General features: G+C 66.5%; 22 protein-coding genes. 11 read left to right on the forward strand and 11 right to left on the reverse strand.

All coding sequences use genetic code 11. The features are described from left to right. The 6 genes from L540_RS10470 to L540_RS10495 form a co-directional block, all read left to right on the forward strand. Positions 1–777, forward strand: a 777-nt coding sequence (locus L540_RS10470; RefSeq protein ID WP_048026267.1) for an HAD-IC family P-type ATPase, incomplete at its 5' end; no start/stop codon positions are given. Positions 778–789: 12 nt separating this feature from the next. After that, positions 790–1,374, forward strand: a complete 585-nt coding sequence (kdpC, locus tag L540_RS10475) for a potassium-transporting ATPase subunit KdpC (RefSeq protein ID WP_043213506.1) — start codon at positions 790–792, stop codon at positions 1,372–1,374. A gap of 34 nt (positions 1,375–1,408) precedes the next feature. Beyond that, a complete protein-coding gene (locus L540_RS10480; protein WP_043213504.1) occupies positions 1,409–4,129 on the forward strand; it encodes a DUF4118 domain-containing protein in 2,721 nt (906 codons plus the stop codon). A gap of 4 nt (positions 4,130–4,133) precedes the next feature. Next, a complete protein-coding gene (kdpE, locus tag L540_RS10485; protein WP_043213502.1) occupies positions 4,134–4,826 on the forward strand; it encodes a two-component system response regulator KdpE in 693 nt (230 codons plus the stop codon). A gap of 138 nt (positions 4,827–4,964) precedes the next feature. Next, positions 4,965–5,210: a hypothetical protein gene (locus tag L540_RS10490; RefSeq protein WP_043213500.1), complete on the forward strand. Its 246-nt coding sequence runs from the start codon at positions 4,965–4,967 to the stop codon at positions 5,208–5,210. A gap of 10 nt (positions 5,211–5,220) precedes the next feature. Beyond that, positions 5,221–6,162: a dihydrodipicolinate synthase family protein gene (locus L540_RS10495; protein ID WP_068945294.1), complete on the forward strand. Its 942-nt coding sequence runs from the start codon at positions 5,221–5,223 to the stop codon at positions 6,160–6,162. On the opposite strand, the gene icd is transcribed toward L540_RS10495, so the two are convergent. After that, positions 6,077–7,333 (reverse strand): NADP-dependent isocitrate dehydrogenase, encoded by a 1,257-nt coding sequence (icd, locus tag L540_RS10500; protein WP_043213498.1) that lies wholly within the window; start codon positions 7,331–7,333, stop codon positions 6,077–6,079. The two genes, L540_RS10495 and icd, sit on opposite strands and share 86 nt — an antisense overlap. 158 nt (positions 7,334–7,491) lie before the next feature. On the opposite strand from icd, the gene L540_RS10505 reads away from it, so the two are divergent. Next, positions 7,492–7,917 (forward strand): DUF1841 family protein, encoded by a 426-nt coding sequence (locus L540_RS10505; RefSeq protein ID WP_043213496.1) that lies wholly within the window; start codon positions 7,492–7,494, stop codon positions 7,915–7,917. Between the two features lie 6 nt (positions 7,918–7,923). Here the strand turns inward: L540_RS10505 and L540_RS10510 are convergent, their stop codons facing one another. Together L540_RS10510 and L540_RS10515 are read right to left on the reverse strand one after the other, a co-directional pair. Further along, positions 7,924–8,280, reverse strand: coding sequence for a c-type cytochrome (locus L540_RS10510; RefSeq protein WP_043213494.1), 357 nt, complete (start codon positions 8,278–8,280; stop codon positions 7,924–7,926). Positions 8,281–8,292: 12 nt separating this feature from the next. Further along, positions 8,293–8,646: a c-type cytochrome gene (locus tag L540_RS10515; RefSeq protein ID WP_043213491.1), complete on the reverse strand. Its 354-nt coding sequence runs from the start codon at positions 8,644–8,646 to the stop codon at positions 8,293–8,295. A gap of 163 nt (positions 8,647–8,809) precedes the next feature. Between L540_RS10515 and L540_RS10520 the strand changes: the two genes are divergently transcribed. Then, positions 8,810–9,679 carry an AAA family ATPase gene (locus tag L540_RS10520; protein ID WP_043213488.1) on the forward strand — a complete coding sequence of 290 codons (870 nt, stop codon included), beginning with the start codon at positions 8,810–8,812 and terminating at the stop codon, positions 9,677–9,679. Positions 9,680–9,684: 5 nt separating this feature from the next. Further along, entirely contained in the window at positions 9,685–10,857 is a 1,173-nt protein-coding gene (locus L540_RS10525; RefSeq protein ID WP_043213486.1) for a vWA domain-containing protein, read from the forward strand. A gap of 9 nt (positions 10,858–10,866) precedes the next feature. Here L540_RS10525 and L540_RS10530 read toward each other — a convergent pair whose 3' ends face one another. Continuing rightward, positions 10,867–11,205, reverse strand: coding sequence for a hypothetical protein (locus tag L540_RS10530; protein WP_043213483.1), 339 nt, complete (start codon positions 11,203–11,205; stop codon positions 10,867–10,869). Between the two features lie 282 nt (positions 11,206–11,487). On the opposite strand from L540_RS10530, the gene L540_RS10535 reads away from it, so the two are divergent. Then, positions 11,488–14,244 carry a M16 family metallopeptidase gene (locus L540_RS10535; protein WP_043213481.1) on the forward strand — a complete coding sequence of 919 codons (2,757 nt, stop codon included), beginning with the start codon at positions 11,488–11,490 and terminating at the stop codon, positions 14,242–14,244. 84 nt (positions 14,245–14,328) lie between these two features. Here L540_RS10535 and dnaJ read toward each other — a convergent pair whose 3' ends face one another. From dnaJ to hrcA, 7 genes are all read right to left on the reverse strand, one after another. Further along, on the reverse strand, positions 14,329–15,447 hold the full coding sequence (gene dnaJ / locus L540_RS10540) for a molecular chaperone DnaJ (protein ID WP_043213761.1): 1,119 nt from the start codon (positions 15,445–15,447) through the stop codon (positions 14,329–14,331). Positions 15,448–15,556: 109 nt separating this feature from the next. Next, positions 15,557–17,491 carry a molecular chaperone DnaK gene (gene dnaK / locus L540_RS10545; RefSeq protein WP_043213479.1) on the reverse strand — a complete coding sequence of 645 codons (1,935 nt, stop codon included), beginning with the start codon at positions 17,489–17,491 and terminating at the stop codon, positions 15,557–15,559. A gap of 88 nt (positions 17,492–17,579) precedes the next feature. After that, complete coding sequence (locus tag L540_RS10550; RefSeq protein WP_043213477.1) at positions 17,580–17,954, reverse strand: thioredoxin family protein; 375 nt, start codon at positions 17,952–17,954, stop codon at positions 17,580–17,582. A gap of 23 nt (positions 17,955–17,977) precedes the next feature. Next, complete coding sequence (gene grpE / locus L540_RS10555) at positions 17,978–18,508, reverse strand: nucleotide exchange factor GrpE (RefSeq protein WP_043213475.1); 531 nt, start codon at positions 18,506–18,508, stop codon at positions 17,978–17,980. A 123-nt stretch (positions 18,509–18,631) separates the two neighbouring features. Continuing rightward, the gene (locus L540_RS10560; RefSeq protein WP_043213471.1) at positions 18,632–18,865 is read right to left on the reverse strand and encodes a hypothetical protein; all 234 of its coding nucleotides are present in this window, start codon (positions 18,863–18,865) and stop codon (positions 18,632–18,634) included. 74 nt (positions 18,866–18,939) lie between these two features. After that, positions 18,940–20,040 (reverse strand): ferrochelatase, encoded by a 1,101-nt coding sequence (gene hemH, locus L540_RS10565; protein ID WP_043213469.1) that lies wholly within the window; start codon positions 20,038–20,040, stop codon positions 18,940–18,942. A gap of 47 nt (positions 20,041–20,087) precedes the next feature. Then, the gene (hrcA, locus tag L540_RS10570) at positions 20,088–21,092 is read right to left on the reverse strand and encodes a heat-inducible transcriptional repressor HrcA (RefSeq protein WP_043213467.1); all 1,005 of its coding nucleotides are present in this window, start codon (positions 21,090–21,092) and stop codon (positions 20,088–20,090) included. A 109-nt stretch (positions 21,093–21,201) separates the two neighbouring features. On the opposite strand from hrcA, the gene L540_RS10575 reads away from it, so the two are divergent. Then, complete coding sequence (locus L540_RS10575) at positions 21,202–22,101, forward strand: NAD kinase (RefSeq protein ID WP_043213464.1); 900 nt, start codon at positions 21,202–21,204, stop codon at positions 22,099–22,101. The last annotated feature ends 4 nt before the right edge of the window (positions 22,102–22,105 follow it).

Genomic DNA, 22,105 nt, shown 5'->3' on the forward strand with positions numbered 1-22,105 from the left:
CGCCGCGGCGGCACGCCCCTGGCGGTGGCCGAAAACGGCCGCGCCCTGGGCGTCATCGAACTCAAGGACATCGTCAAGCCCGACATCCAGCCGCGCTTCGCCGAACTGCGCCGCATGGGCATCAAGACCGTGATGATCACCGGCGACAACAAGCTGACCGCGGCCTCCATCGCGGCCGAGGCGGGCGTGGACGACTATCTGGCCGAGGCCACGCCCGAAGCCAAGCTCAAGCTCATCCGCGCCTACCAGGCCGAAGGGCGGCTGGTCGCCATGACGGGCGACGGCACCAACGATGCGCCCGCGCTGGCCCAGGCCGATGTCGCCGTGGCCATGAATTCCGGCACCCAGGCCGCCAAGGAAGCCGGCAACATGGTGGACCTGGACTCCAATCCCACCAAGCTGATCGAGATCGTGGAAATCGGCAAACAGATGCTGATGACGCGCGGCGCGCTGACCACGTTCAGCGTGTCCAACGATGTCGCCAAATACTTCGCCATCATCCCGGCGGCCTTCACCAGCGTCTATCCGCAGCTGGGCGCCCTGAACCTGATGGCGCTGACCACGCCGGCCTCGGCCATCCTGTCGGCGGTCATTTTCAACGCGCTCATCATCGTGATGCTGATCCCGCTGGCCTTGCGCGGCGTGCGCTACCGCCCCCTGGGCGCGGCCGGCCTGCTGCGCCGCAATCTCCTCATCTACGGCCTGGGCGGCCTCATCGTCCCGTTCGCGGGCATCAAGCTCATCGACATGGTGCTGGCCGCGCTCGGCTGGGCCTGAACGGAGATCATCATGCAAACCAAGACCACCGCTCTCATCCGTCCGGCGCTCACGCTGTTCGTGGCGCTGTCCCTGGCCACCGGCCTGCTCTACCCCTTCGCGGCCACGGGCCTGGCGCGCGTCTTCTTCCCCGAGCAGGCCGCCGGCTCCCTGGTCGAGCGCCACGGCCAGGCCGTCGGCTCCAGGCTGATCGGCCAGTACTTCAGCGAACCGCGTTACTTCTGGGGACGGCCGTCGGCCACCGCGCCCATGGCCTATAACGGAGCATCCAGCGGCGGCTCCAATCTGGGCCCGACCAATCCGGCGCTGGCCGAGGCGGCCCGCGCGCGCGCCGAGGCCCTGCGCCAGGCCGATCCCGGCAACCCGGCGCCCATCCCGGTGGACTTGCTCACGGCCTCGGGCAGCGGACTGGATCCGCACATCAGCCCCGAGGCGGCGCGCTACCAGGCCGCTCGCGTGGCGCGCGAACGCGGCCTGCCGCTGGCCCGGGTGCAGGCCCTGATCGACCGTCATGTCGAACGCCCCTGGCCGACCATCCTGGGCCAGCCTGTCGTCAATGTGCTGGCCCTGAATCTGGCGCTGGATGCCGGCGTATAGTAGGCGCGTTGCCTCTGAACAATCTCCCGACCCCATGGCCGAACCCGGCGCCGAGCGCCCCGATCCCGACCGCCTGCTGCAATCGCTGCGGCAAGCGGAACAGGCAGCGCGCCGTGGCCGCCTGCGCATCTATTTCGGCGCCTCGGCCGGCGTGGGCAAGACCTACGCCATGCTGGCCGGCGCGCATGCCCAGATGGCCCAGGGCGCCGATGTGCTGGCCGGCGTCGTCGAGACTCACGGCCGCAAGGAAACCCGGCAGCTGCTCGAAGGCCTGCCGCAGCTGCCGCCGCGGCAACTGCCCCACCGCGGCCGCATGCTGGCCGAGTTCGACCTGGAAGGCGCCCTGCGCCGCCGCCCCGGCCTGGTGCTGCTCGACGAGCTTGCCCACAGCAATGCGCCGGGGGCCCAGCACGCCAAGCGCTGGCAGGACGTGCAGGACCTGCTGCACGCCGGCATCGACGTCTGGACCACGCTCAATGTCCAGCATCTCGAAAGCCTGAACGAAGCCGTGGGCGGCATCACCGGCGTGCGGGTCTGGGAAACCGTGCCCGACGACATCTTCGACCAGGCCGACGAAATCATCCTGGTCGACCTCTCGGCCGATGAATTGCTGCGCCGGCTCAAGGACGGCAAGGTCTACGTGCCCGAACAGGCGCGCCACGCCACGCGCAACTTCTTCCGCAAGGGCAATCTCATCGCCCTGCGCGAGCTGGCCCTGCGCCGCACCGCCGAGCACGTGGACGAGGACGTCCAGGCCTATCGGCGCGACGCGGCCATCCAGCCGGTGTGGCGCACGCGCGAAGCCCTGGCCGCCTGCATCGGGCCAGACAACGACGCCGAACACCTGGTGCGCAGCGCGCACCGCCTGGCCCAGCAGCTCGATTGCGAATGGCATGCCATCACCATCGAGGGACTGCGGGTGCAGCCGGCGCCCGACGGCCAGGCCCGGCGGCTGGAACAGGCGCTGGCCTTGGCCGAAAGCCTGGGCGCGCATTGCGAAACCCTCGCCGGCGCCGACATGGTGGAGGCCACGGCGCGCTATGCGCGGCGCCACAACATCACCAAGATCGTGGTCGGCCGCGCGCGGGGCGGCTGGGCGCGCGCGCCCTGGCTGGACCGCCTGCTCACCCCCGGCCGCCTGTGGCACGGCCGCGGTTTTGCCGAGCAGCTGGCGCGCGCCTGCCCCGATATCGACATCCTGCGCGTGGCCGCGCCCGCCCATGCGCCGGCGCCGCCGACCGGGCGCGAAGCGCCGGCGCGCACCGCGCCTCGCCGCGGGTCAGGCTATGGCTGGGCCCTGGCCTATTGCGCGCTGGCCACCGCCGCGTCGCAGGCCGCCTTTCCGCTGCTGCACCAGACCAATATCGTCATGTTCTACCTGCTGGCCGTGGTCGGCGTGGCGCTGCGCCACGGACGCGGCCCGGCCGCGCTGGCCTCGGTGGTGAGCGTGGCTTTGTTCGACTATTTCTTCGTCCAGCCCATCTCCTCCTTTGCGGTCTCCGATGTGCAGTATGTGCTGACCTTCGCCGTGCTGCTGGGCGTCGGCCTGCTCATCGGCCAGCTCACCGCGGGGCTGCGCGCGCAGGCCGAGACCTCGGTCAAGCGCGAGGCCGATGCGCGGGCGCTCTATGAGTTCGCCCGCGAGCTGTCCTCGGCCCTGCAATCCGAGCAGATCGTCCAGGCGGCCGACACCTTTCTGAAGGCGGCCTTCGACGCCGACAGCGCGCTCTACATCCTGGGCCTGGACGACCGGCTGCACCTGGCCGCCGCCTCCGGCGCGGCCGTCCCCGAGCCCGCGCTGGCGCAATGGGTCCAGGACCACGGCCAAGCCGCCGGCGCGGGCACCAGCACGCTGGCCAACAGCCCCCTGCTCTATCTGCCACTGACCGCGCCCATGCGCGTGCGCGGCGTGCTGGTGCTGCGCACCGCGCGGCCGGTGGCCGCCTCGCCCACGGCCTGGCGCCAGGCGCAGGCCTATGCCACCCTGATCGCCATCGCCGTCGAACGCCTGCACTATGTGGAAGTCGCCCAGCAGGCCCTGCTCAATGTCGAATCCGAGAAGCTGCGCAACTCCCTGCTGGCCGCCGTCTCGCACGACCTGCGCACGCCGCTTACCGGCCTCATCGGCATGACCGAAACCCTGGCCCGAGGCTCGCCGGACGCGGCCACGCAGGAGCAGGCGCTGGCCATCCGCGACCAGGCCCGGCGCATGCACCTGATGGTGGTCAACCTGCTGGACATGGCGCGCCTGCAAAGCCATGGCGCGCCGCTCAAGCGGGAGTGGCAATCCATCGAGGAGCTGGCCGGCGCCGCGCTGGCCGCCATGCGCGAGACCCTGCGCGCGCATCGCTTGCGGGTGCTCCCGCTGTCGGACCTGCCGCTGGTCGAATGCGACGGTATCCTCATCGAGCGCGTCCTGTGCAATCTGCTGGAAAATGCCGCCAAGTACAGCCCGCCCGGCGGCACCATTACGCTGGAAGCCCAGGTGCGCGGCGAGGCCCTGCAAGTCAGCGTCACCGACCAGGGCCCGGGCATCGCGCCCGGCCGCGAAACGCTCATATTCCAGAAGTTCACGCGCGGCGAGCGCGAGTCGCCGCTGCCGGGAGTCGGCCTGGGCCTGTCCGTCTGCCGCGCCATCATCCAGGCGCACCACGGCCGCATCTGGGTCGAACCCGCGCCCGGCGGCCAGGGCGCGCGTTTTGCCTTCGAGCTGCCGCTGGGCCAGCCGCCCGCCATCGAGATCGAGGTCCCTTAAGACCATGTTCGACTACCAACCCACCGTATTGATCGTCGAGGACGATCCCCATATCCGGCGCTTCGTCCGTCAGGCCCTGGAGTCCGAAGGCTGCGCCGTCTTTGAAACCGAGACCGTGCAGCGCGGCCTGGTCGAGGCCGGCACGCGCCAGCCCGACGCCATCGTGCTCGACCTGGGCCTGCCCGACGAAGACGGCATGACGCTCTTGCGCGAGCTGCGCGGCTGGACCGAAGTGCCCGTGCTGGTGCTGTCGGCCCGCGCGGAAGAAAGCGACAAGATCGCCGCCCTGGATGCCGGAGCCGACGACTACCTGAGCAAGCCTTTCGGGGTAGGCGAGCTGTTGGCGCGCCTGCGCGTGCTGCTGCGCCGCCACGCGCGCGGCGGCGCCGGCCAGGCCGCCGAGGCGCGGTTTGGCGACGTCCACGTCGATCTGGCGCGCCGCCTGGTCACGCGCGGCGGCCAGCCCGTCCATCTGACACCGATGGAGTACCGCTTGCTGGCCGCCCTGCTTTCGCGGCGCGGCAAGGTCGTCACCCACCGCGAGCTATTGCGCGAAGTCTGGGGCCCCTCGCATGTCGAGAGCAACCACTATCTGCGCATCTACATGGGCCATCTGCGCCAGAAGCTGGAGGCCGACCCGGCCCAGCCAGCCTATCTGCTGACCGAGGTCGGCGTGGGCTATCGCTACGCGGGATAGCAGGCCGGCCTTTTGCGCGTTCTTTGCGCGCCACGGTCATCCATGCGGTCAATCGCGGCTTCTGATGTTGACGGCATTTTTACGCGCATCGCGGCGCTTTATGCGCGCCGTTTACGCGGAGATTCCTATAGTGCGGCCATGTCCCACTCTTTCCTGAACACCATGGCGACCCCCTGCTTGCTGATCCGCGTGGAAACCCCGCAACTGCCCTTGCTGCGCCGCGCGCTGCGCCTGTGCGGCGCGCCCAGGGGCGATTACCGCCTGGTCGAACATGGCCCGCGCATCGGCATCGCCCTGGCCGCGCGCGACCGCGCGCGCATGGAGACCCTGATGACGGGTCTGATGCGCCAGCTGCCTCGCGCCGAATTCGGCCCCCTGTGCTGAGCGCCGCCTCATGGACAAGACATTGCAAGGCATCTGGCTGCCCCTGGTCACGCCCATGCGCGCCGGGCGCGTCGACCTGCGGGCCCTGCAGCGGCTGGCGGCCTACTACCAGGATGCGGGCCTGGACGGTCTGGTGCTCTTCGGCTCGACCGGCGAGGGCAATCTATTGAGCGTGTCCGAGAAAGTGGACATGATCAGCGCGCTGCGCGCCGACCCCGGAGGGCTGCCCCTGGCCTTCGGCGTGGGCGGCGTGGACACCCGTGGCGTGGCGGCGCTCATGCAGCGTCTGGAGAAATATGCGCCGACGGCCTGGCTGGTCGCGCCGCCCTACTACCTCTGCCCCGGCCAGCAGGGCATGCTCTGGCACTACCGCGAACTGGCCTGGGCCACGCGGCATCCCATCATTGCCTACAACGTGCCCAAGCGCACCGGCAGCGCGCTGACCGTGGCCACGCTGGAGCGGCTGCACGCGGAGCTGCCCGCCGTGATCGGCGTCAAGGAGTGCGATCCCGTGGCTCTGGCGGCGCTGCGCGGCCGCGGCAGCATGCCGGCCATCTGCGGCGAGGACATGGCGCTGCTGGAACACTGGACTGCCGGCGGCCAGGCGGCGATCCCGGCCAGCGCGCATCTGTTCCCGGAACTGCACGTCGCCCTGCGCCGGCAGGCGCGGCAGGGCGACGGCCAGGCGGCCGGCGCGACCTTCGCCACGCTGCGGCACCTGATCCGCCTGCTGTTTGCCGAGCCCAATCCCGCGCCCCTGAAGAAAGCGCTGGCCTTGCAGGGCTGGATCGAGGACGAGCTGCGTCCGCCCATGATGCCGGCCAGCGAGGCGCTGGCCGCCCGCCTGCGCAAGGCCTTGTGCGGCCTCACATATTCCGGATCATCTGCTGGCCGAAGCCCGAGCACGACACCTGCACGGCGCCCGGCAGCAGACGCGCAAAATCATAGGTGACATGCTTGGACCGGATGGTCTTCTCCATGCTGGAGATGATGAGGTCGGCGGCCTCGGTCCAGCCCATATGGCGCAGCATCATTTCAGCGGACAGGATTTCCGAACCCGGGTTGACGTAGTCCTTGCCCGCATACTTGGGCGCCGAACCATGCGTGGCCTCGAACATCGCCACGGAATCGGAGAGATTGCCGCCCGGCGCGATGCCAATGCCGCCGACCTGGGCGGCCACCGCGTCGGAGATATAGTCGCCATTGAGGTTGAGCGTGGCGATGACATCGCACTCTTTCGGGCGCATCAGCACTTGCTGCAGGAAGGCGTCGGCGATGCTGTCCTTGATGAGGATGTCGCGCCCGGTCTTGGGGTTCTTGAACTTGCACCACGGCCCGTTGTCCACCAGCTGGGCGCCGAATTCGCGGCGCGCCAGGGCATAGCCCCAGTCGCGGAAACCGCCTTCGGTGAACTTCATGATGTTGCCCTTGTGCACCAGAGTGACCGAGCCGCGGTCATGATCGATGGCGTACTGGATGGCTTTGCGCACCAGGCGCTCGGTACCCTCGCGCGAGACCGGCTTGATGCCGATGGACGCGCTGTCGGGAAAGCGGATCTGGGTCACGCCCAGCTCGTCCTGCAGGAAGTCGATGAGCTTCTTGGCCTCGGGCGTGCCGGCCATGTATTCGATGCCGGCGTAGATGTCTTCGGAGTTTTCGCGAAACAGCACCACATCGGTGTTCTGCGGCTCGCGCACCGGCGACGGCACGCCCTCGAAATAGCGCACCGGACGCACGCAGGCATAGAGGTCCAGCTGCTGGCGCAAGGCCACGTTCAGCGAGCGCATGCCGCCGCCCACCGGCGTGGTGATGGGGCCCTTGATGGACACGAGGTATTCGCGCACCACCTCCAGCGTCTCTTCGGGCAGCCAGGTGTCGCCACCATAGACGCGCGTGGCCTTCTCGCCGGCATAGACTTCCATCCAGTGGATGCGGCGCTTGCCCTGGTAGGCTTTGTCGATGGCGGCGTCCACCACCTTGAGCATGACGGGCGTGATGTCGGCGCCCGTGCCATCGCCTTCGATATAGGGGATGATGACCTGGTCCGGCACGTTCAGGCTGAGGTCGGGGTTGACCGTGATCTTCTGTCCCCCCTGGGGGATCTTGATATGTTGATACGACATCGTGCTTGCTCCACTCTCCATTGACGCGCGTGCCCGCGGGCGCTGCGGCGCCGCCGGCGAACATGGAGTCATTCTATAGTGCAAACCGGGGGCCGGTCCGGCACGGCCCGCGCCAGGGGTAAAATATGGGCCTGCAAGCACTTTTCCCTGGCGTAACGATGTTCAATCCCTCGCGCGACCAAGTTCGCGAATTCTTTATCGAAACCTGGCGCAAGCATCGGGCGAGCGAGGTCCTCACGCCGCTGGAGTCGATGGCGCTGGATTGGATGCTCGAACACCCCGAGTACCACGGCGATCTCGAGAGCCCGGAGGCCATGACGGCCGAATACCCGGTCGAGAAGGGGCGCACCAATCCCTTTCTGCACCTGTCCATGCATTTGGCCATCGCCGAGCAGCTGTCCATCGACCACCCGCGTGGCATCCGCGACGCCTACCAGAGGCTGGTGCGCCGCATGGATGCGCACCAGGCCGCCCATGAAATCATGGAGTGCCTGGGCCAGGTGGTCTGGGAAGCGCAGCGCCTGGGCGCGGCGCTGGACAGCGATGTCTACATCGACCTCATCCGCCAGCGCGCCGAGCGCTGAACCGCCTTATTTGTGCACGCTCAAGGGGCCGGGCAGCGAAGCCAGCCAGACCGTGACATTGGCGATGTCCTGATCCGATAGCTGGGCCGCGAACGCCCCCATGATGGGGTTCTTGCGCACATTGGCGGTGGCCGCGCTGCCCGCCGCGCCGCGCTTGTAGGCCTTGAGCGCGTGAGCAAGATAATCCGCATGCTGGCCGGCCAGCACCGGATACTCCGGCTGCACCGAGTTGCGCGCATCCGCGCCATGGCAGGACGCGCAATTGAACTTCTCGAACACCGCGCGCCCGGCGGCCAGGTCCTGGGCCTGCGCGGAGGCGGCCAACAAGGAAGCGCCCGCAAGGGCAAGCATCAAGCGTTTCATGGTTTGCCCCGTTTATTTGAGTTGGGAGTAGTACGCGGCCAGATCAGCGATATCCTGATCCGACAGGCTGCCCGCGATGGCGTCCATCGTCGGGTGGCTGCGCGCGCCTTTCTTGTACTCATTGAGGGCCGCCTCGATGTACTTGGCGTTCTGGCCCGCAATCATGGGGACGTGGTACAGCTCGGGGAAAGAGGCCTTGTATCCGGGGATGCCGTGGCACCCTATGCACATCGAGATCTTGTCCCGGGCATTCTGGACATTGCCGGCCGACGGCGCATCGGCGGCCCACGCGGGGCCTGAGATCGCACAGGAGGCTACTACGGACAGCACATACAACTTGCACTTCATCGAGGTTCGCGACTTCATTGGAGTGACTCTTGGAATGGCTGAAACGGGGCTGTGAAAGGCTTCGGGCCAAGCCCGGCCGCAAATCCAGGCGATTGTACGATAATTGTTGCGAAACCAAGCCTTTCGTCTTTCCGCCGCACAGGCGGGCTAACCCGCATAGCCTAAACCGAGTTTCGTCTCCATGCCCCAATCCTCCACCGCCGCAAGCCCCGAACGCTTCGAAGGCACCGACCGCTACGTTGCCACCGATGACCTCAAACTTGCCGTCAACGCGGCGCTGACGCTGCAGCGCCCGCTGCTCATCAAGGGCGAGCCGGGCACCGGCAAGACCATGCTGGCCGAAGAAGTCGCCCGCGCGCTGGGCCGGCCCCTGCTGCAATGGCACATCAAGTCCACCACCAAGGCTCACCAGGGGCTTTACGAATATGACGCGGTCTCGCGCCTGCGCGACTCGCAGCTGGGCGACGAGAAAGTCCGCGACATCCGCAACTACATCGTGCAAGGCACTTTGTGGCAGGCCTTTGAAGCCGAGGAGCCGGTCGTGCTGCTCATCGACGAGATCGATAAGGCCGACATCGAGTTTCCCAACGACCTGCTGCGCGAACTGGACCGCATGGAATTCCATGTGTACGAGACGCGCCAGACCATCGCCGCGCGCCACCGTCCCCTGGTCATCATCACCTCCAACAACGAGAAAGACCTGCCCGACGCCTTCCTGCGCCGCTGCTTCTTCCACTACATCCGCTTCCCCGAGCGCGAGACCATGCGCGACATCGTCGCCGTGCATTTCCCGCAATTGCGCGAGGATGTGCTGCGCGCGGCGCTAGACACTTTTTTCGCGCTGCGCGAAGCGCCCGGCCTGAAGAAAAAACCGTCCACCTCCGAGCTGCTGGACTGGCTGCGGCTGCTGCTGGCCGAAGGCATTGAGGCCGAGCGCATCGACGCCCACGCCGCCGTCCCCATCCTGGCCGGCGCGCTGCTCAAGAACGAGCAGGATGTCCAGCTGCTGGACCGCCTCGCCAGCATGGCCCGCAACGCGCAACGCCGCTGACCGACATGCTGACCGACTTCTTCTATCACCTGCGCGCGCACCGGCTGCCGGTCTCGGTCAACGAATACCTGACCTTGCTCGAAGCGCTGCGCGCCCAGGTGATGCCGCCGACGCTGGACGATTTCTACTTTCTCGCCCGCACCACCCTGGTCAAGGACGAAAGCCTGTTCGACCGCTATGACCAGGCCTTCGGCAGCTATTACAAGAAGATCGAGGCCGTTCTACCAGCCGACCGCGAGATCCCGCTGGACTGGCTGATCAAGCAGTTCGAAAAAAGCCTGACCGACGAAGAAAGGGCCGCCATCCAGCGCCATGGCTGGGACAAGCTCATGGCGCTTTTCAAGCAGCGGCTGGCCGAACAGCAAGAGCGCCATGCCGGCGGCAACAAATGGATAGGCACCGGCGGCAGCTCGGCCTTCGGCAATGGCGGCTACCACCCCGAGGGCATCCGGGTGGGAGGGGAGTCGGCGGGCCATCGCACCGGCGTCAAGGTCTGGGACATGCGGCAGTTCCGTGACTACGATGACCAGGTCGAGCTGGGGACGCGCAACTTCAAGGTCGCCCTGCGGCGCCTGCGCCGCTTCGCGCGCGAAGGCGCCGACCTGGAGCTGGACCTGGACGACACCATCGCCAGCACCGCGCGCAATGCCGGCTATCTGGACCTGCGCCTGGTGCCCGAGCGGCGCAACAACGTCAAGGTGCTGATGCTGCTGGACGTGGGCGGCAGCATGGACGACCACATCGCGCGCGTCGAAGAACTATTCTCGGCCGCGCGCAGCGAATTCCACAACCTGGACGTCTATTACTTCCACAACTGCCCCTACGAGTCCTTGTGGCAGAGCAACGCCCGCCGCAAGAACGAGCGCTTCGACACCTGGGACGTGCTGCGCAAGTACAACCCCGACTGGCGTCTCATCATCGTCGGAGACGCCACCATGAGCCCATACGAGATCCTGCAGCCCGGCGGCTCGGTCGAACACTACAACAAGGAGCCGGGCGCGGTGTGGATGCGCCGCCTGCTCGATGCCTGGCCCAAGGCCGTCTGGCTCAATCCCGAGCCTTCGGCCTATTGGCAGTACCGGCAGTCCATCGCCCTCATGCGCGACATCATGCAGGAGAGGATGTTCCCGGTGACGGTGGCCGGCCTGGAGCAGGCCATGCGGCTGCTGGCGAAATAGGCCGGCGCCTCAGGCCACCCGGCCGCTCGCCCGAGAGGCTGGGCAGCCCCGCCAGGCGATTTCCTCGGCATCCATGTCCAGGTCGAACAGATCATTGGCCGCGATGCCGCGCGCGATCTCGACCTCAAGCACATGTCCCGAGAAGCCGCAAGGCTGCACGCCGGGCTCAAGGTGGTAACGCTCGCCGTTGACATCGACCACATAGGTGGTGGCATCGTGCGTGAATATGGCGACATAGCGGCCGTCCTCACTGGCATAGGCATAGCGGAACTGGCCGCGGATATGGTCTTGCGTCAGGGAACGGCCAAACAGGAAAGAAAGGGCTCGCGTGACGGTATCGGTCAACATGGGAAACATCCTCCGGAGGGGCGTGGCGGCAGCGGCCGGCCACGGCAGGGAGCGCGATCTGGCAAGCGCACGCGCCGGCAAGGCAGCGGCGTGGAGGCGATGGACGGGTAGCCGGGGAGCTGTCGCACAACCCGTCGGGGGTGGGCGGCGATGCGCCCACCGTGCCCAGCGTACTGCGGCGGCTGCGTCCCCTACAAGCGTCTCCTTCTGGCGAGGGGGACGGGCTGAACCCTTTCCAGCGTATACACTCAAAGCACTTCGCCGTTGCAAAGGATCCTCAATATGCGTCTCACGCTGACCGGTTTCGCCAGCCGCCTGAGTGCCGTGCTGGTCGCCTCCTTCCTGGGCCTGCAGGCCGGGGCGGCTCCGTCCCCCAAGGCCACCGAGGTCGCCTCCATCGAAGGCATCACCGAATACAGGCTGGACAACGGCTTGCGCGTGCTGCTGGTGCCGGACGCCTCCAAGCCCACAACGACCGTCAACATGACCTATCTGGTCGGTTCTCGCAACGAAAACTACGGCCAGACCGGCATGGCCCACCTGCTGGAACACATGCTCTTCAAGGGCACGCCCACCACGCGCAATGCGCTGGGCGAATTCTCGCGCCGCGGGCTGCAGGCCAATGGCTCGACCTCCACCGACCGCACCAACTACTTCGCCAGCTTCGCCGCCAATCCGGAAACGCTGCGCTGGTACCTGGGCTGGCAGGCCGACGCCATGGTCAACTCCCTGATCGCCAAGGAGGACCTGGACTCCGAAATGACGGTGGTGCGCAATGAGATGGAAAGCGGCGAAAACAATCCTTTCCGCATTCTCATGCAGAAGATGCAGGCCGCCGCCTACCAGTGGCACAGCTACGGCAAGAACACCATCGGCGCGCGCTCGGATGTCGAAAACGTCGATGTCGGCCAGCTGCGCGCCTTCTATCATGAGTATTACCAGCCGGACAACGCCGTGCTCATCGTCGCCGGCAAGTTCGACCCCAAGACCGTGCTGACCGACATCGAGGCCACCCTGGGCAAGCTGCCCAAGCCCAAGCGCCAGCTGCGGCGCGAGTACACCGTCGAGCCGGCCCAGGATGGCGAGCGCTCGGTGACGCTGCGGCGGGCCGGCGGCACGCCGCTGGTGGCGGCCATGTACCACATCCCGGCCGCCGGCAGCCCTGATTTCATTCCCATGGACCTGGCCACCGTCATGCTCTCGGACACGCCGTCCGGACGCCTGTATCACGCCCTGGTGCCCACCAAGCTGGCCTCCGACGTATTCGGCTTCACGATGGACCAGCGCGATCCCGGCGTGGCCATGTTCGGCGCTCAATTGCAGCCCGGCATGGACCAGGACGCGGCGCTCGCCGCCCTGACCAAGACGCTGGAGACCGTCTCCAGCCAGCCCTTCACCGGCGAGGAGCTGGAGCGCGCCCGCAACAAATGGCTGACCGCCTGGCAGCAGACCTATAGCGACCCGGAAAAAGTCGGCGTGGCCCTCTCCGAGGCCATCGCCACGGGCGACTGGCGCCTGTTCTTCCTGCAGCGCGACCGTGTCCGCGAAGCCAAGCTGGCCGACGTCCAGCGCGTGGCCGATACCTATCTGCGCCAGAGCAACCGCGTCGCCGGCCGCTACATCCCCACCGACAAGCCGCAGCGCGCGCCCCAGGAGACCCGCCCCGACCTCAGCGCTGTTTTCAAGGACTACAAGGGCGACCCGGATTTCAAGGCCGCGGACGCCTTCGACCCCACCCCCGCCAATATCGACAAGCTGACCCAGCGCCGCCGCCTGGACCTGCCCAACGGCCCCGTCGAGCTGGCCCTGCTGCCCAAGGCCACGCGCGGCAACCGCGTGCAGGCCGACCTGCTGGTGCAGTTCGGCGACGCCGACAGCCTGCGCGGGCAGCGCACCGCCATCGGCGCCGTGGCCGACCTGCTCGCCCGAGGCACGCCCGCCCTGACGCGCCAGCAGATCAGCGACCGCATCGACCAGCTGCAGGCCGATGTCTCCATCAACGGCGCCGGCACCGACCTGTCCATCAGCATGTCGACCACCGGCCAGAACCTGCCGGCGCTGGTCGAACTGATGCTGGACATCACCCGCAACGCCAGCTTCCCCCAGGAGCAGCTTGACGAATACAAGCGCCAATCGGCCACGGCCATCCAGAGCGCGATGACCGAGCCCACGGCCCTGGCCTCGCGCGCGCTGGCCCGCCACAACAACCCCTGGAAGCCCGACGACATCCGCTACGTGCCGACCTTCGACGAAGCGCTGTCCAATATCCGCGGGCTGACCCGCGAGGCCGTGGTCCAGGCCCATGAGCGTTTCTACGGCGCGGGCCAGGTCAAGTTGTCGGCCGTGGGCGATTTCGACCCGGCCGCCGTCGAGGCCGCGCTCAAGAAAGGCCTGGATGGCTGGAAGCGCGCCCCGGCCTATACCCGCATCCCCGACCCCTTCCGCCAGGTCAAGGCCGAGCGTTTCACCATCGAAACGCCGGACAAGGCCAATGCCTTCTATATCTCGCGCATGCCCCTGCAACTGCAGGACACCAACCCGGATTACGTCCCGCTCTACCTGGCCAACTTCCTGCTGGGCACCTCCGAGACCTCGCGCCTGTGGCATCGGGTGCGCGAAACCGATGGGCTGTCCTATAACGTCCGCAGCAACCTCTCGATCTCTTCCTATGAGCCCAGCTCCAGCTGGACGGTCTACGCCATCTACGCCCCCGAGAACCGGACGCGCCTGGAAACGGCCATTTCCGAAGAGCTGGCGCGCGTGCTGAAAGAAGGCTTCAGCGACAAGGAAGTGCGCGACGGCATCGCCGCCCTGCTCAACTATCGCAGCCTGGCGCGCGCCCAGGATGACGTCCTGGCCTCCAACTGGATGACCTATATGCGCACCCAGCGCAGCTTCGCCTGGTCGGCCGAGGTCGATAAAAAGCTCGCCGCGCTCACGCCGGCCGCGGTCAATGCCGCCCTGAAGAAATACCTCAAGCCCGAGGGTTTCAGCACCGCGGTGGCGGGCGACTTCGCCAAGCAGAAAGCCGCGCCCTGAGCAATCCAAACAAAAACCCCGCAGGCTGGACTCGCGTCCAGCTTGCGGGGTTTTTCACATCGGGACCGCGGCCGGGCGCCGCGATCAGCTGAAGAATTCCTTCACGCGATCGGTCCAGGACTTGCTTTGCGGCGAGTGGCGATCACCCCCGTCATTGAGCGAAGCCTCGAACTGACGCAGGATGTTCTTTTGCTCGTCGCTCAGGCGCACCGGCGTCTCGACCACCACATGGCAATACAGATCGCCCGGGTAGGAGGAGCGCACGCCGCGTATGCCCTTGCCGCGCAGACGGAAAGTCTTGCCCGACTGCGTGCCCTCCGGGATGGAGATCTCGGCCTTGCCGCCCAGCGTCGGCACCTGCAGCTCGCCGCCCAGGGCCGCCGTGGTGAAGGGGATGGTCAGCTCGCAATGCAGATCATCGTTGTCGCGCTGGAAGATGCGGTGCTGCTTGATATGGATCTCGACGTAGAGATCGCCCGCCGGGCCGCCATTGACGCCCGGCTCGCCGTTGCCGGCGGAGCGGATGCGCATGCCGTCATCGATGCCGGCCGGAATCTTGACCTGCAGCGTCTTGTTGCGGCGCGTGCGGCCCACCCCGTCGCAGCTCGGGCAGGGATCGGTGATCTCCTTGCCGCTGCCATGGCAGGTCGGGCAGGTCTGCTGCACGCTGAAAAAGCCTTGCTGCATGCGCACGGCCCCCGAGCCGCCGCAAGTGCGGCAGGTCTTGGGCGTGGTGCCGGGCTTGGCGCCCGAGCCGTGGCAGGTATCACAGTTTTCCCAGCTGGGAACGCGGATTTCGGTTTCGAAACCGCTGGCGGCCTGCTCCAGCGTGATCTCCAGCGCGTACTTCAGGTCCGCGCCCCGGTAGACCTGGGGCCCGCCGCCGGCGCGGCGCCCGCCGCCGAAAATCTCGCCGAAGATATCGCCAAAGGCGTCGGCAAAACCGCCGCCCATGCCGGCCCCGCCGGCGGCATTCGGGTCCACGCCCGCATGGCCATAGCGATCATAAGCGGCGCGCTTTTGCTCGTCGCCCAGGACTTCGTAGGCCTCCTTGGCTTCCTTGAATTTTTCCTCGGCTTCTTTGTTGCCCGGATTGCGGTCCGGGTGGTACTTCATGGCCAGCTTCCGGTAGGCCTTCTTCAGTTCGTCGTCCGAGGCGTTCTTGGCCACACCCAGGACTTCGTAAAAATCGCGTTTTGCCATGATCAATCAGGGCTCCGGAAAGAGCCAATTTTCGGGGGACGGATGAAAAACATCCGCCCGATAACCAGAGTCCAGTTACCGGGCGAAGCCTTGCATCATAGAACGAACATCAGTTGTCGCGCTTGACTTCCTTGAAGTCGGCGTCGACGACATTGTCATCCACCGGCTTGGCGTTGTCGGCCGCCTGCTGGTGAGCCGCCTGTTGCGCGGCCTGCTGGGCCTGGGCATCGGCGTACATCTTCTCGCCCAGCTTCTGCGAAGCCTGCGTCAGCGCCTCGACCTTGGCGTCGATTTCGGCCTTGTCGCCCGACTTGAGCACGTCTTCGACGTCCTTCAGGGCCTTTTCGATGCTTTCCTTCTCGGCCACTTCCAGCTTGTCGCCGTACTCGGTGAGCGACTTGCGCGTCGCATGCACCAGGCCGTCAGCCTGGTTGCGCGCCAGGGCCAGCTCGGCGATGCGGTGATCTTCCTCGGCATTGGCCTCGGCATCCTTGACCATGCGCTGGATCTCGTCTTCCGACAGACCGGAGTTGGCCTTGATGGTGATCTTGTTTTCCTTGCCCGTGCCCTTGTCCTTGGCCGAGACGTGCAGGATGCCGTTGGCGTCGATGTCGAACGTGACTTCGATCTGCGGCATGCCGCGCGGCGCCGGCGGGATCCCTTCGAGGTTGAACTCGCCCAGGCCCTTGTTGCCCGCGGCGATTTCGCGCTCGCCCTGGAAGACCTTGATGGTCACGGCCGGCTGGTTGTCATCGGCGGTCGAGAAGGTCTGCGAGAAGCGGGTCGGGATGGTCGTGTTCTTCTGGATCATCTTGGTCATCACGCCGCCCAGGGTTTCGATACCCAGGGAGAGCGGGGTGACGTCCAGCAGCAGCACGTCCTTGCGGTCGCCCGACAGCACGGAACCCTGGATGGCGGCGCCGGCGGCGACGGCCTCGTCGGGGTTGACGTCCTTGCGCGGCTCGCGGCCGAAGAACTCCTTGACCTTCTCTTGCACCTTGGGCATGCGGGTCATGCCGCCGACCAGGATGACATCATCGATGTCCGAGACCTTGACGCCGGCATCCTTGATGGCGACGCGGCAGGGTTCGATGGTGCGCTCGATGAGCTCTTCGACCAGGGCTTCCAGCTTGGCGCGCGTGATCTTCAGGTTCAGGTGCTTGGGACCCGAGGCATCGGCCGTGATGTACGGCAGGTTGATCTCGGTCTGCTGGCTGGAGGACAGCTCGATCTTGGCCTTTTCGGCGGCTTCCTTCAGGCGCTGCAGGGCCAGCACGTCCTTGGACAGGTCCACGCCCTGTTCTTTCTTGAACTCACCGATGATGTAGTCGATGATGCGCTGGTCGAAGTCTTCGCCGCCCAGGAAGGTGTCGCCGTTGGTCGACAGCACTTCGAATTGCTTTTCGCCATCGACATCGGCGATTTCGATGATGGAGATATCGAAGGTGCCGCCGCCCAGGTCATAGACGGCGATCTTGCGGTCGCCCTTCTCGGCCTTGTCCAGGCCGAAGGCCAGCGCGGCCGCGGTCGGCTCGTTGATGATGCGCTTGACTTCGAGACCGGCGATGCGGCCGGCGTCCTTGGTGGCCTGGCGCTGGCTGTCGTTGAAGTAGGCGGGCACCGTGATGACGGCCTCGGTGACCGGCTCGCCCAGGTAGTCCTCGGCGGTCTTCTTCATCTTGCGCAGCACTTCGGCCGACACTTGGGGAGGCGCTTGCTTCTTGCCGCGCACTTCGACCCAGGCGTCGCCGTTGTCGGCCTTGACGATGCTGTAGGGCATCAGGTGGATGTCCTTCTGCACCGCTTTTTCGTCGAACTTGCGTCCGATCAGGCGCTTGACCGCGTACAGGGTGTTCTTGGGATTGGTGACCGCCTGGCGCTTGGCCGGGGCGCCGACCAGGATTTCGCCGTCTTCCATGTAGGCGACGATGGAGGGCGTCGTGCGGGCGCCCTCGGCGTTTTCAATGATCTTGACCTGGCCGCCGTCCATGACTGCCACGCAGCTGTTGGTCGTACCCAGGTCGATGCCGATGATTTTGCTCATGGTAGGAGTACCTTGAAGAATCAGTTATTGATCGAATTAGTCGAAAAAATCACAGTCCCAGCCTAACTGGGGATGACCGCAGGGTTTTTCAAGATCCGATTTGCAGCCGCCGGATGGCCCCGCTGAATTGCGGCAGGCCGGGCCAGCCGGTGATCCGGCCCAGGCGCTTGCCGCCACGGAACAGCACAAAAGTCGGCACACCATGCAGACCGAAACGCTGGCCAAGCCCGGGATCCGCGTAGACGTCCGCCTGAAACCAGGACAGGCCCAGCTCCAGCAGGGCGTCGCGGTGCAACAGCGCCGTCTGCTTGAAAATATTGCAGTTGTAGCAGTCCTCGCCCCAGAGAAAGACGCAGCGCAGATCATCACCCGCCGAATTAACGACGATTTCGTCGAAATTAGCGCTCGATACCGGCGACATGCCGAAGGTTTCGAACACCTGGCTGGGATCAAAGCCGCTCATGGCCGCGTCTTCAACAGGGAGGGTCAACCCGCCGACACCACCACCAGCGCGGGGCGCAGGGTCCGGTCGGCAATGACATAGCCCTTTTGCAGCAGCTGCACCACGGTATTGGCCGGCTGCTCGGCAGGCACCGAGGAGATCGCCTGGTGCAGATGCGGATCGAATTTGTCTCCCGGAGCCGGCGCGACCTCTTTCAGGAGATTGCGCTCGAAGGCGGATGTCAGCTGCCTGAGGGTGACTTCCACGCCTTCGCGCAGGGCGGCGACGGTCTGGTCGGGCTGGGCCAAGGCGGCCTCCAGGCTGTCCTTGACCGGCACGAGGCTCTCGGCGAAGGATTCGATTCCGAATTTGCGCGCCTTGGAGACATCCTCCTGGGCGCGGCGGCGAACATTCTCGGCTTCGGCCATGGCGCGCAGCGCCTGTTCTTGCTGGGCCTGGGCCTGGGCCTGGGCGGCGGCCAGTTCGGCGCGAACGGCGGCCAGTTCGGCCTGCAGGTCATCAGCGGGCAGATCGGCGCCGGCGTCTTGGTCGACAGGCTCTTGGGGTGCCGTCATGAGAATCCTCCAGAATAGGGAAAGTGCGGTATCAGCCCCTAAATGAGGGCCGCTTCCCTGGTTTCAAGGGGGGTACGGGTCAAAAAGGACCAAGGCCCGCCGCATCGCGAACGGGCCCGGGGTTTACTTCTTGCGGGGCTGGGCCGGCGCCGGAGGGTCGCTGGCCGGGAAAGACTCCTCCAGGGCTTCGTCGATCAGGTCCGGACGGTCTTCCTCGGGCGTGATGGCGATGGGGTCGCTGGCCGGAAAGGTCTCCATCAGCGCCTCGTCGAGATCCCGTTCGACCTCGTCTTCCTTGAGATCGCCGTGACCGGGCGCGCCGGAGGTGCCCACGCTGGGGCGGGTGGGGGGTGTCATCTTGCCGTCTCCTTGAAAAGGCTTTCGCGGAATAGACAATGCCTGGGCACGCAGGCGTGCCAGCCGACTTCAGTTTACGCGATTGGCCGGCGCGTGGCCGGCCAACCTTGCAACTGGTTCTGGACCAGGTCGGCCAGGCCCGCCACCCACAGCGGGCTGTCATTGAGCGCCGGGATGTAACGGAAGCGCTTGCCGCCGGCCTCCATGAATGCGTGGCGGCACTCCTGGTCGATTTCTTCCAGGGTTTCCAGGCAGTCGGCCACGAAACCGGGGCAGACCACATCGACCTCGGTCACGCCCTGGCGGGCCAGCTCCCTGAGGGTGGGCTCGGTATAGGGTTCCATCCAGCGCGCCGAGCCAAAGCGGCTCTGGAAAGCCACCTCGACCTGCTCGGGCGCCAGGCCCAGACGTTCGCGCAGCAGCCGGGCGGTCTCCAGGCAATCGCGGTAATAAGGATCGCCCAGTTCGATGGAGTAGCGGGGCAGCCCATGAAAACTCATCAGCAGCTTCTGCGGCCTGCCCTGCGCGTCCCAGAAAGCGCGGATGCGCTCGGCCTGCGCGTCGAGATAGGCGGGGTCGTCGTAGAAGCGCTTGACGAAGCGCAGGGCCGGCTGGTCGCGCAGGCGCGCGGCATGGCGCGTGACGGCGTCCACCGCGGTCGCGGTCGTGCTGGCCGCATACTGAGGATAAAGGGGCAGCGCCAGGATGTGGTCGCAGCCCTGCTCGCGCAGGCGCGTGATGCCCTCGGCCACCGAAGGCTGGCCATAGCGCATGGCCAGGGCCACCGGCACGTCCAGGCCGCGCTCGGCAAGCGCGGCGGCCAGGCCCTCGGCCTGCTGGCGGCTGTACACCATGAGCGGCGAGCCGCCTTCCAGCCAGATGCCCGCATAGCGCGGCGCCAGTTTCTTGGGCCGCAGCGTCAGCACCAGCCCGTGCAGGATGGGTTTCCAGAGGTAGCCGGGGATCTCGATGACGCGCGGATCGGACAGGAATTCGCCCAGGTATTTGCGGATATCGGCCTTGGACGGCGTCTCCGGGGTGCCCAGGTTGACCAGCAGCACGCCGGCGCGGCCCGGGCCGCGGGGCGGCGGATGGTCATCGAACGGGTCTTCGCCGCGCGCCGGCTCCGCCAGAAAGCGCTCGGGCCACAAGTACTTGAACAGCCGAAGAAACACAGACCTCTCCCGGGGGCACCCCCCGCGGGATGCCGTTGTTGTTGGAATTATTGATTGTGGCTGAGCGCGTTGGACAGCAGCCGGGCGGTGATATCGACGATGGGTATCACGCGCTCATAGGACATCCGGGTCGGGCCGATCACGCCCAGCGTGCCGACGATCTGGCCGTCCACGCCATAAGGCGCCGTCACCACGGTGACTTCGTCCATGGGCACCAGCTGGGAATCCCCGCCGATATAGATCTGCACGCCTTGGGCACGGCTGGAGACGTCCAGCAGCTGCAGCAGATCGGTTTTCTTTTCGAACAGCGCGAACATCTTGCGCAGCCGGTCCATGTCGGAGGCGATGTCGGTCACATCCAGCAGCTTGCGCTCGCCCGAAATGACCACGGAATCTCCCTCGTCGGCGGCCTCGGCGCCGGCCTCCACCGCCGCCTGCATCAGGCGCGAGATATCCTCGCGCAGCTGGGTCAGCTCGGTCGACAGCGTGCGGCGCACCGCGTCGAAGGACTTGCCGGAGAAGTGCTGGTTGAAGAAATTGGCCGCTTCGACGAGTTCGCTCTCGGCGTAGTCGCGCTGCACCTGCATGATGCGGTTCTGCACGTCGCCATCGGGCGTGACGATGATGAGCAGCACCCGCTTGTCGGTCAGGCGCACGAATTCGATCTGGCGAAACACCTGCGCCCGCTTGGGCGTGAGCACCACGCCGGCGAACTGTGTCAGGTTGGACAGCAGGGCCGCGGCCGCGTTGACGGCCCGGCTGGGCTCGACCATGGGCAGCAGCTCGCCCATATTGGCCGGCTCGAACTGATAGGGATGGACGGCCAGCAGGGAATCCACGAACATGCGGTAGCCCCGCGGAGTGGGCACGCGGCCGGCCGAGGTGTGGGGGCTGTGGATCAGACCCAGCTCCTCCAGGTCGGCCATCACGTTGCGGATGGTGGCCGGAGAAAGGTCGAATACCTTTGAAAGCGTGCGCGAACCTACCGGTTGCCCGTCGGCGATATAGCGTTCAATCAACGCTTTCAACAAAGCTCGTGCGCGGTCGTCCATATGTGTATTTTATGGAAAGTTTTGCCAGGAGGCGATTTTTGTCCTCCGACATGATATGCGGCCCCATATAATCGCCTGATACGCCTCACGAATCCACTGAAACCCGCTCATGCACTTTCCTATCGTCGCCCTGATCGGACGCTACCAGGACACCGGCCTGGACGCTCCCCTGCGCGCCCTGGCCGACATGCTCACGCAGGCAGGCCGGCGCGTCCTGGTCGACGCCGATACGGCGCGCAACACCGGGGTCCATGAGTTCCCCGAAGCCACGCTGCAGGAAATCGGCGAATCCGCCTCCCTGGCCGTGGTCATGGGCGGCGACGGCACGGTGCTGGGCGCGGCCCGCCACCTGGCGCCGTATGGAGTGCCGCTGGTGGGCATCAACCACGGGCGCCTGGGCTTCATCACCGATATCCCGCTGCAGGACGCCCGCCAAGCGCTGGCGCGCGTGCTGGACGGCAACTTCCAGATCGAAGAGCGCATGCTGCTGCAAGGCAGCGTGTGGCGCGGCGACGCGCAGATGTATTCCGCCTCGGCGCTGAACGACGTGGTGCTCAACCGCGCCGGGCGCGGCGGCATGATCGAGATGCGCGTCGAGCTGGACGGCGTCTATATGTATACCCAGCGCGCCGACGGCCTCATCATCGCCACGCCCACGGGGTCGACGGCCTATGCGCTGTCGGCCGCCGGCCCCCTGCTGCATCCGGGCCTGAACGCCATGGTCCTGGTGCCGGTGGCGCCGCAAAGCCTGTCCAACCGGCCCATCGTGATTCCCGACACCGGCGTGCTCAATATGACGCTGACGGCCATCGGCCGCGTCGAGACCGGCGCCTCGGTGCACTTCGACATGCAGACCTGGTCGGATCTGCAACTGGGCGACCGCATCACCGTGCAGCGCGCCCCGCATACCGCCCGCCTGGTTCATCCCCAGGGCTACAGCTTTTTCTCCACCCTGCGCCGCAAGCTGCATTGGAATCTGATGCCGCAGGCCACCGACAACATCGAGTAATCCC

The organism is Bordetella pseudohinzii, from assembly GCF_000657795.2.
GTDB classification, from domain to species: domain Bacteria; phylum Pseudomonadota; class Gammaproteobacteria; order Burkholderiales; family Burkholderiaceae_B; genus Bordetella; species Bordetella pseudohinzii.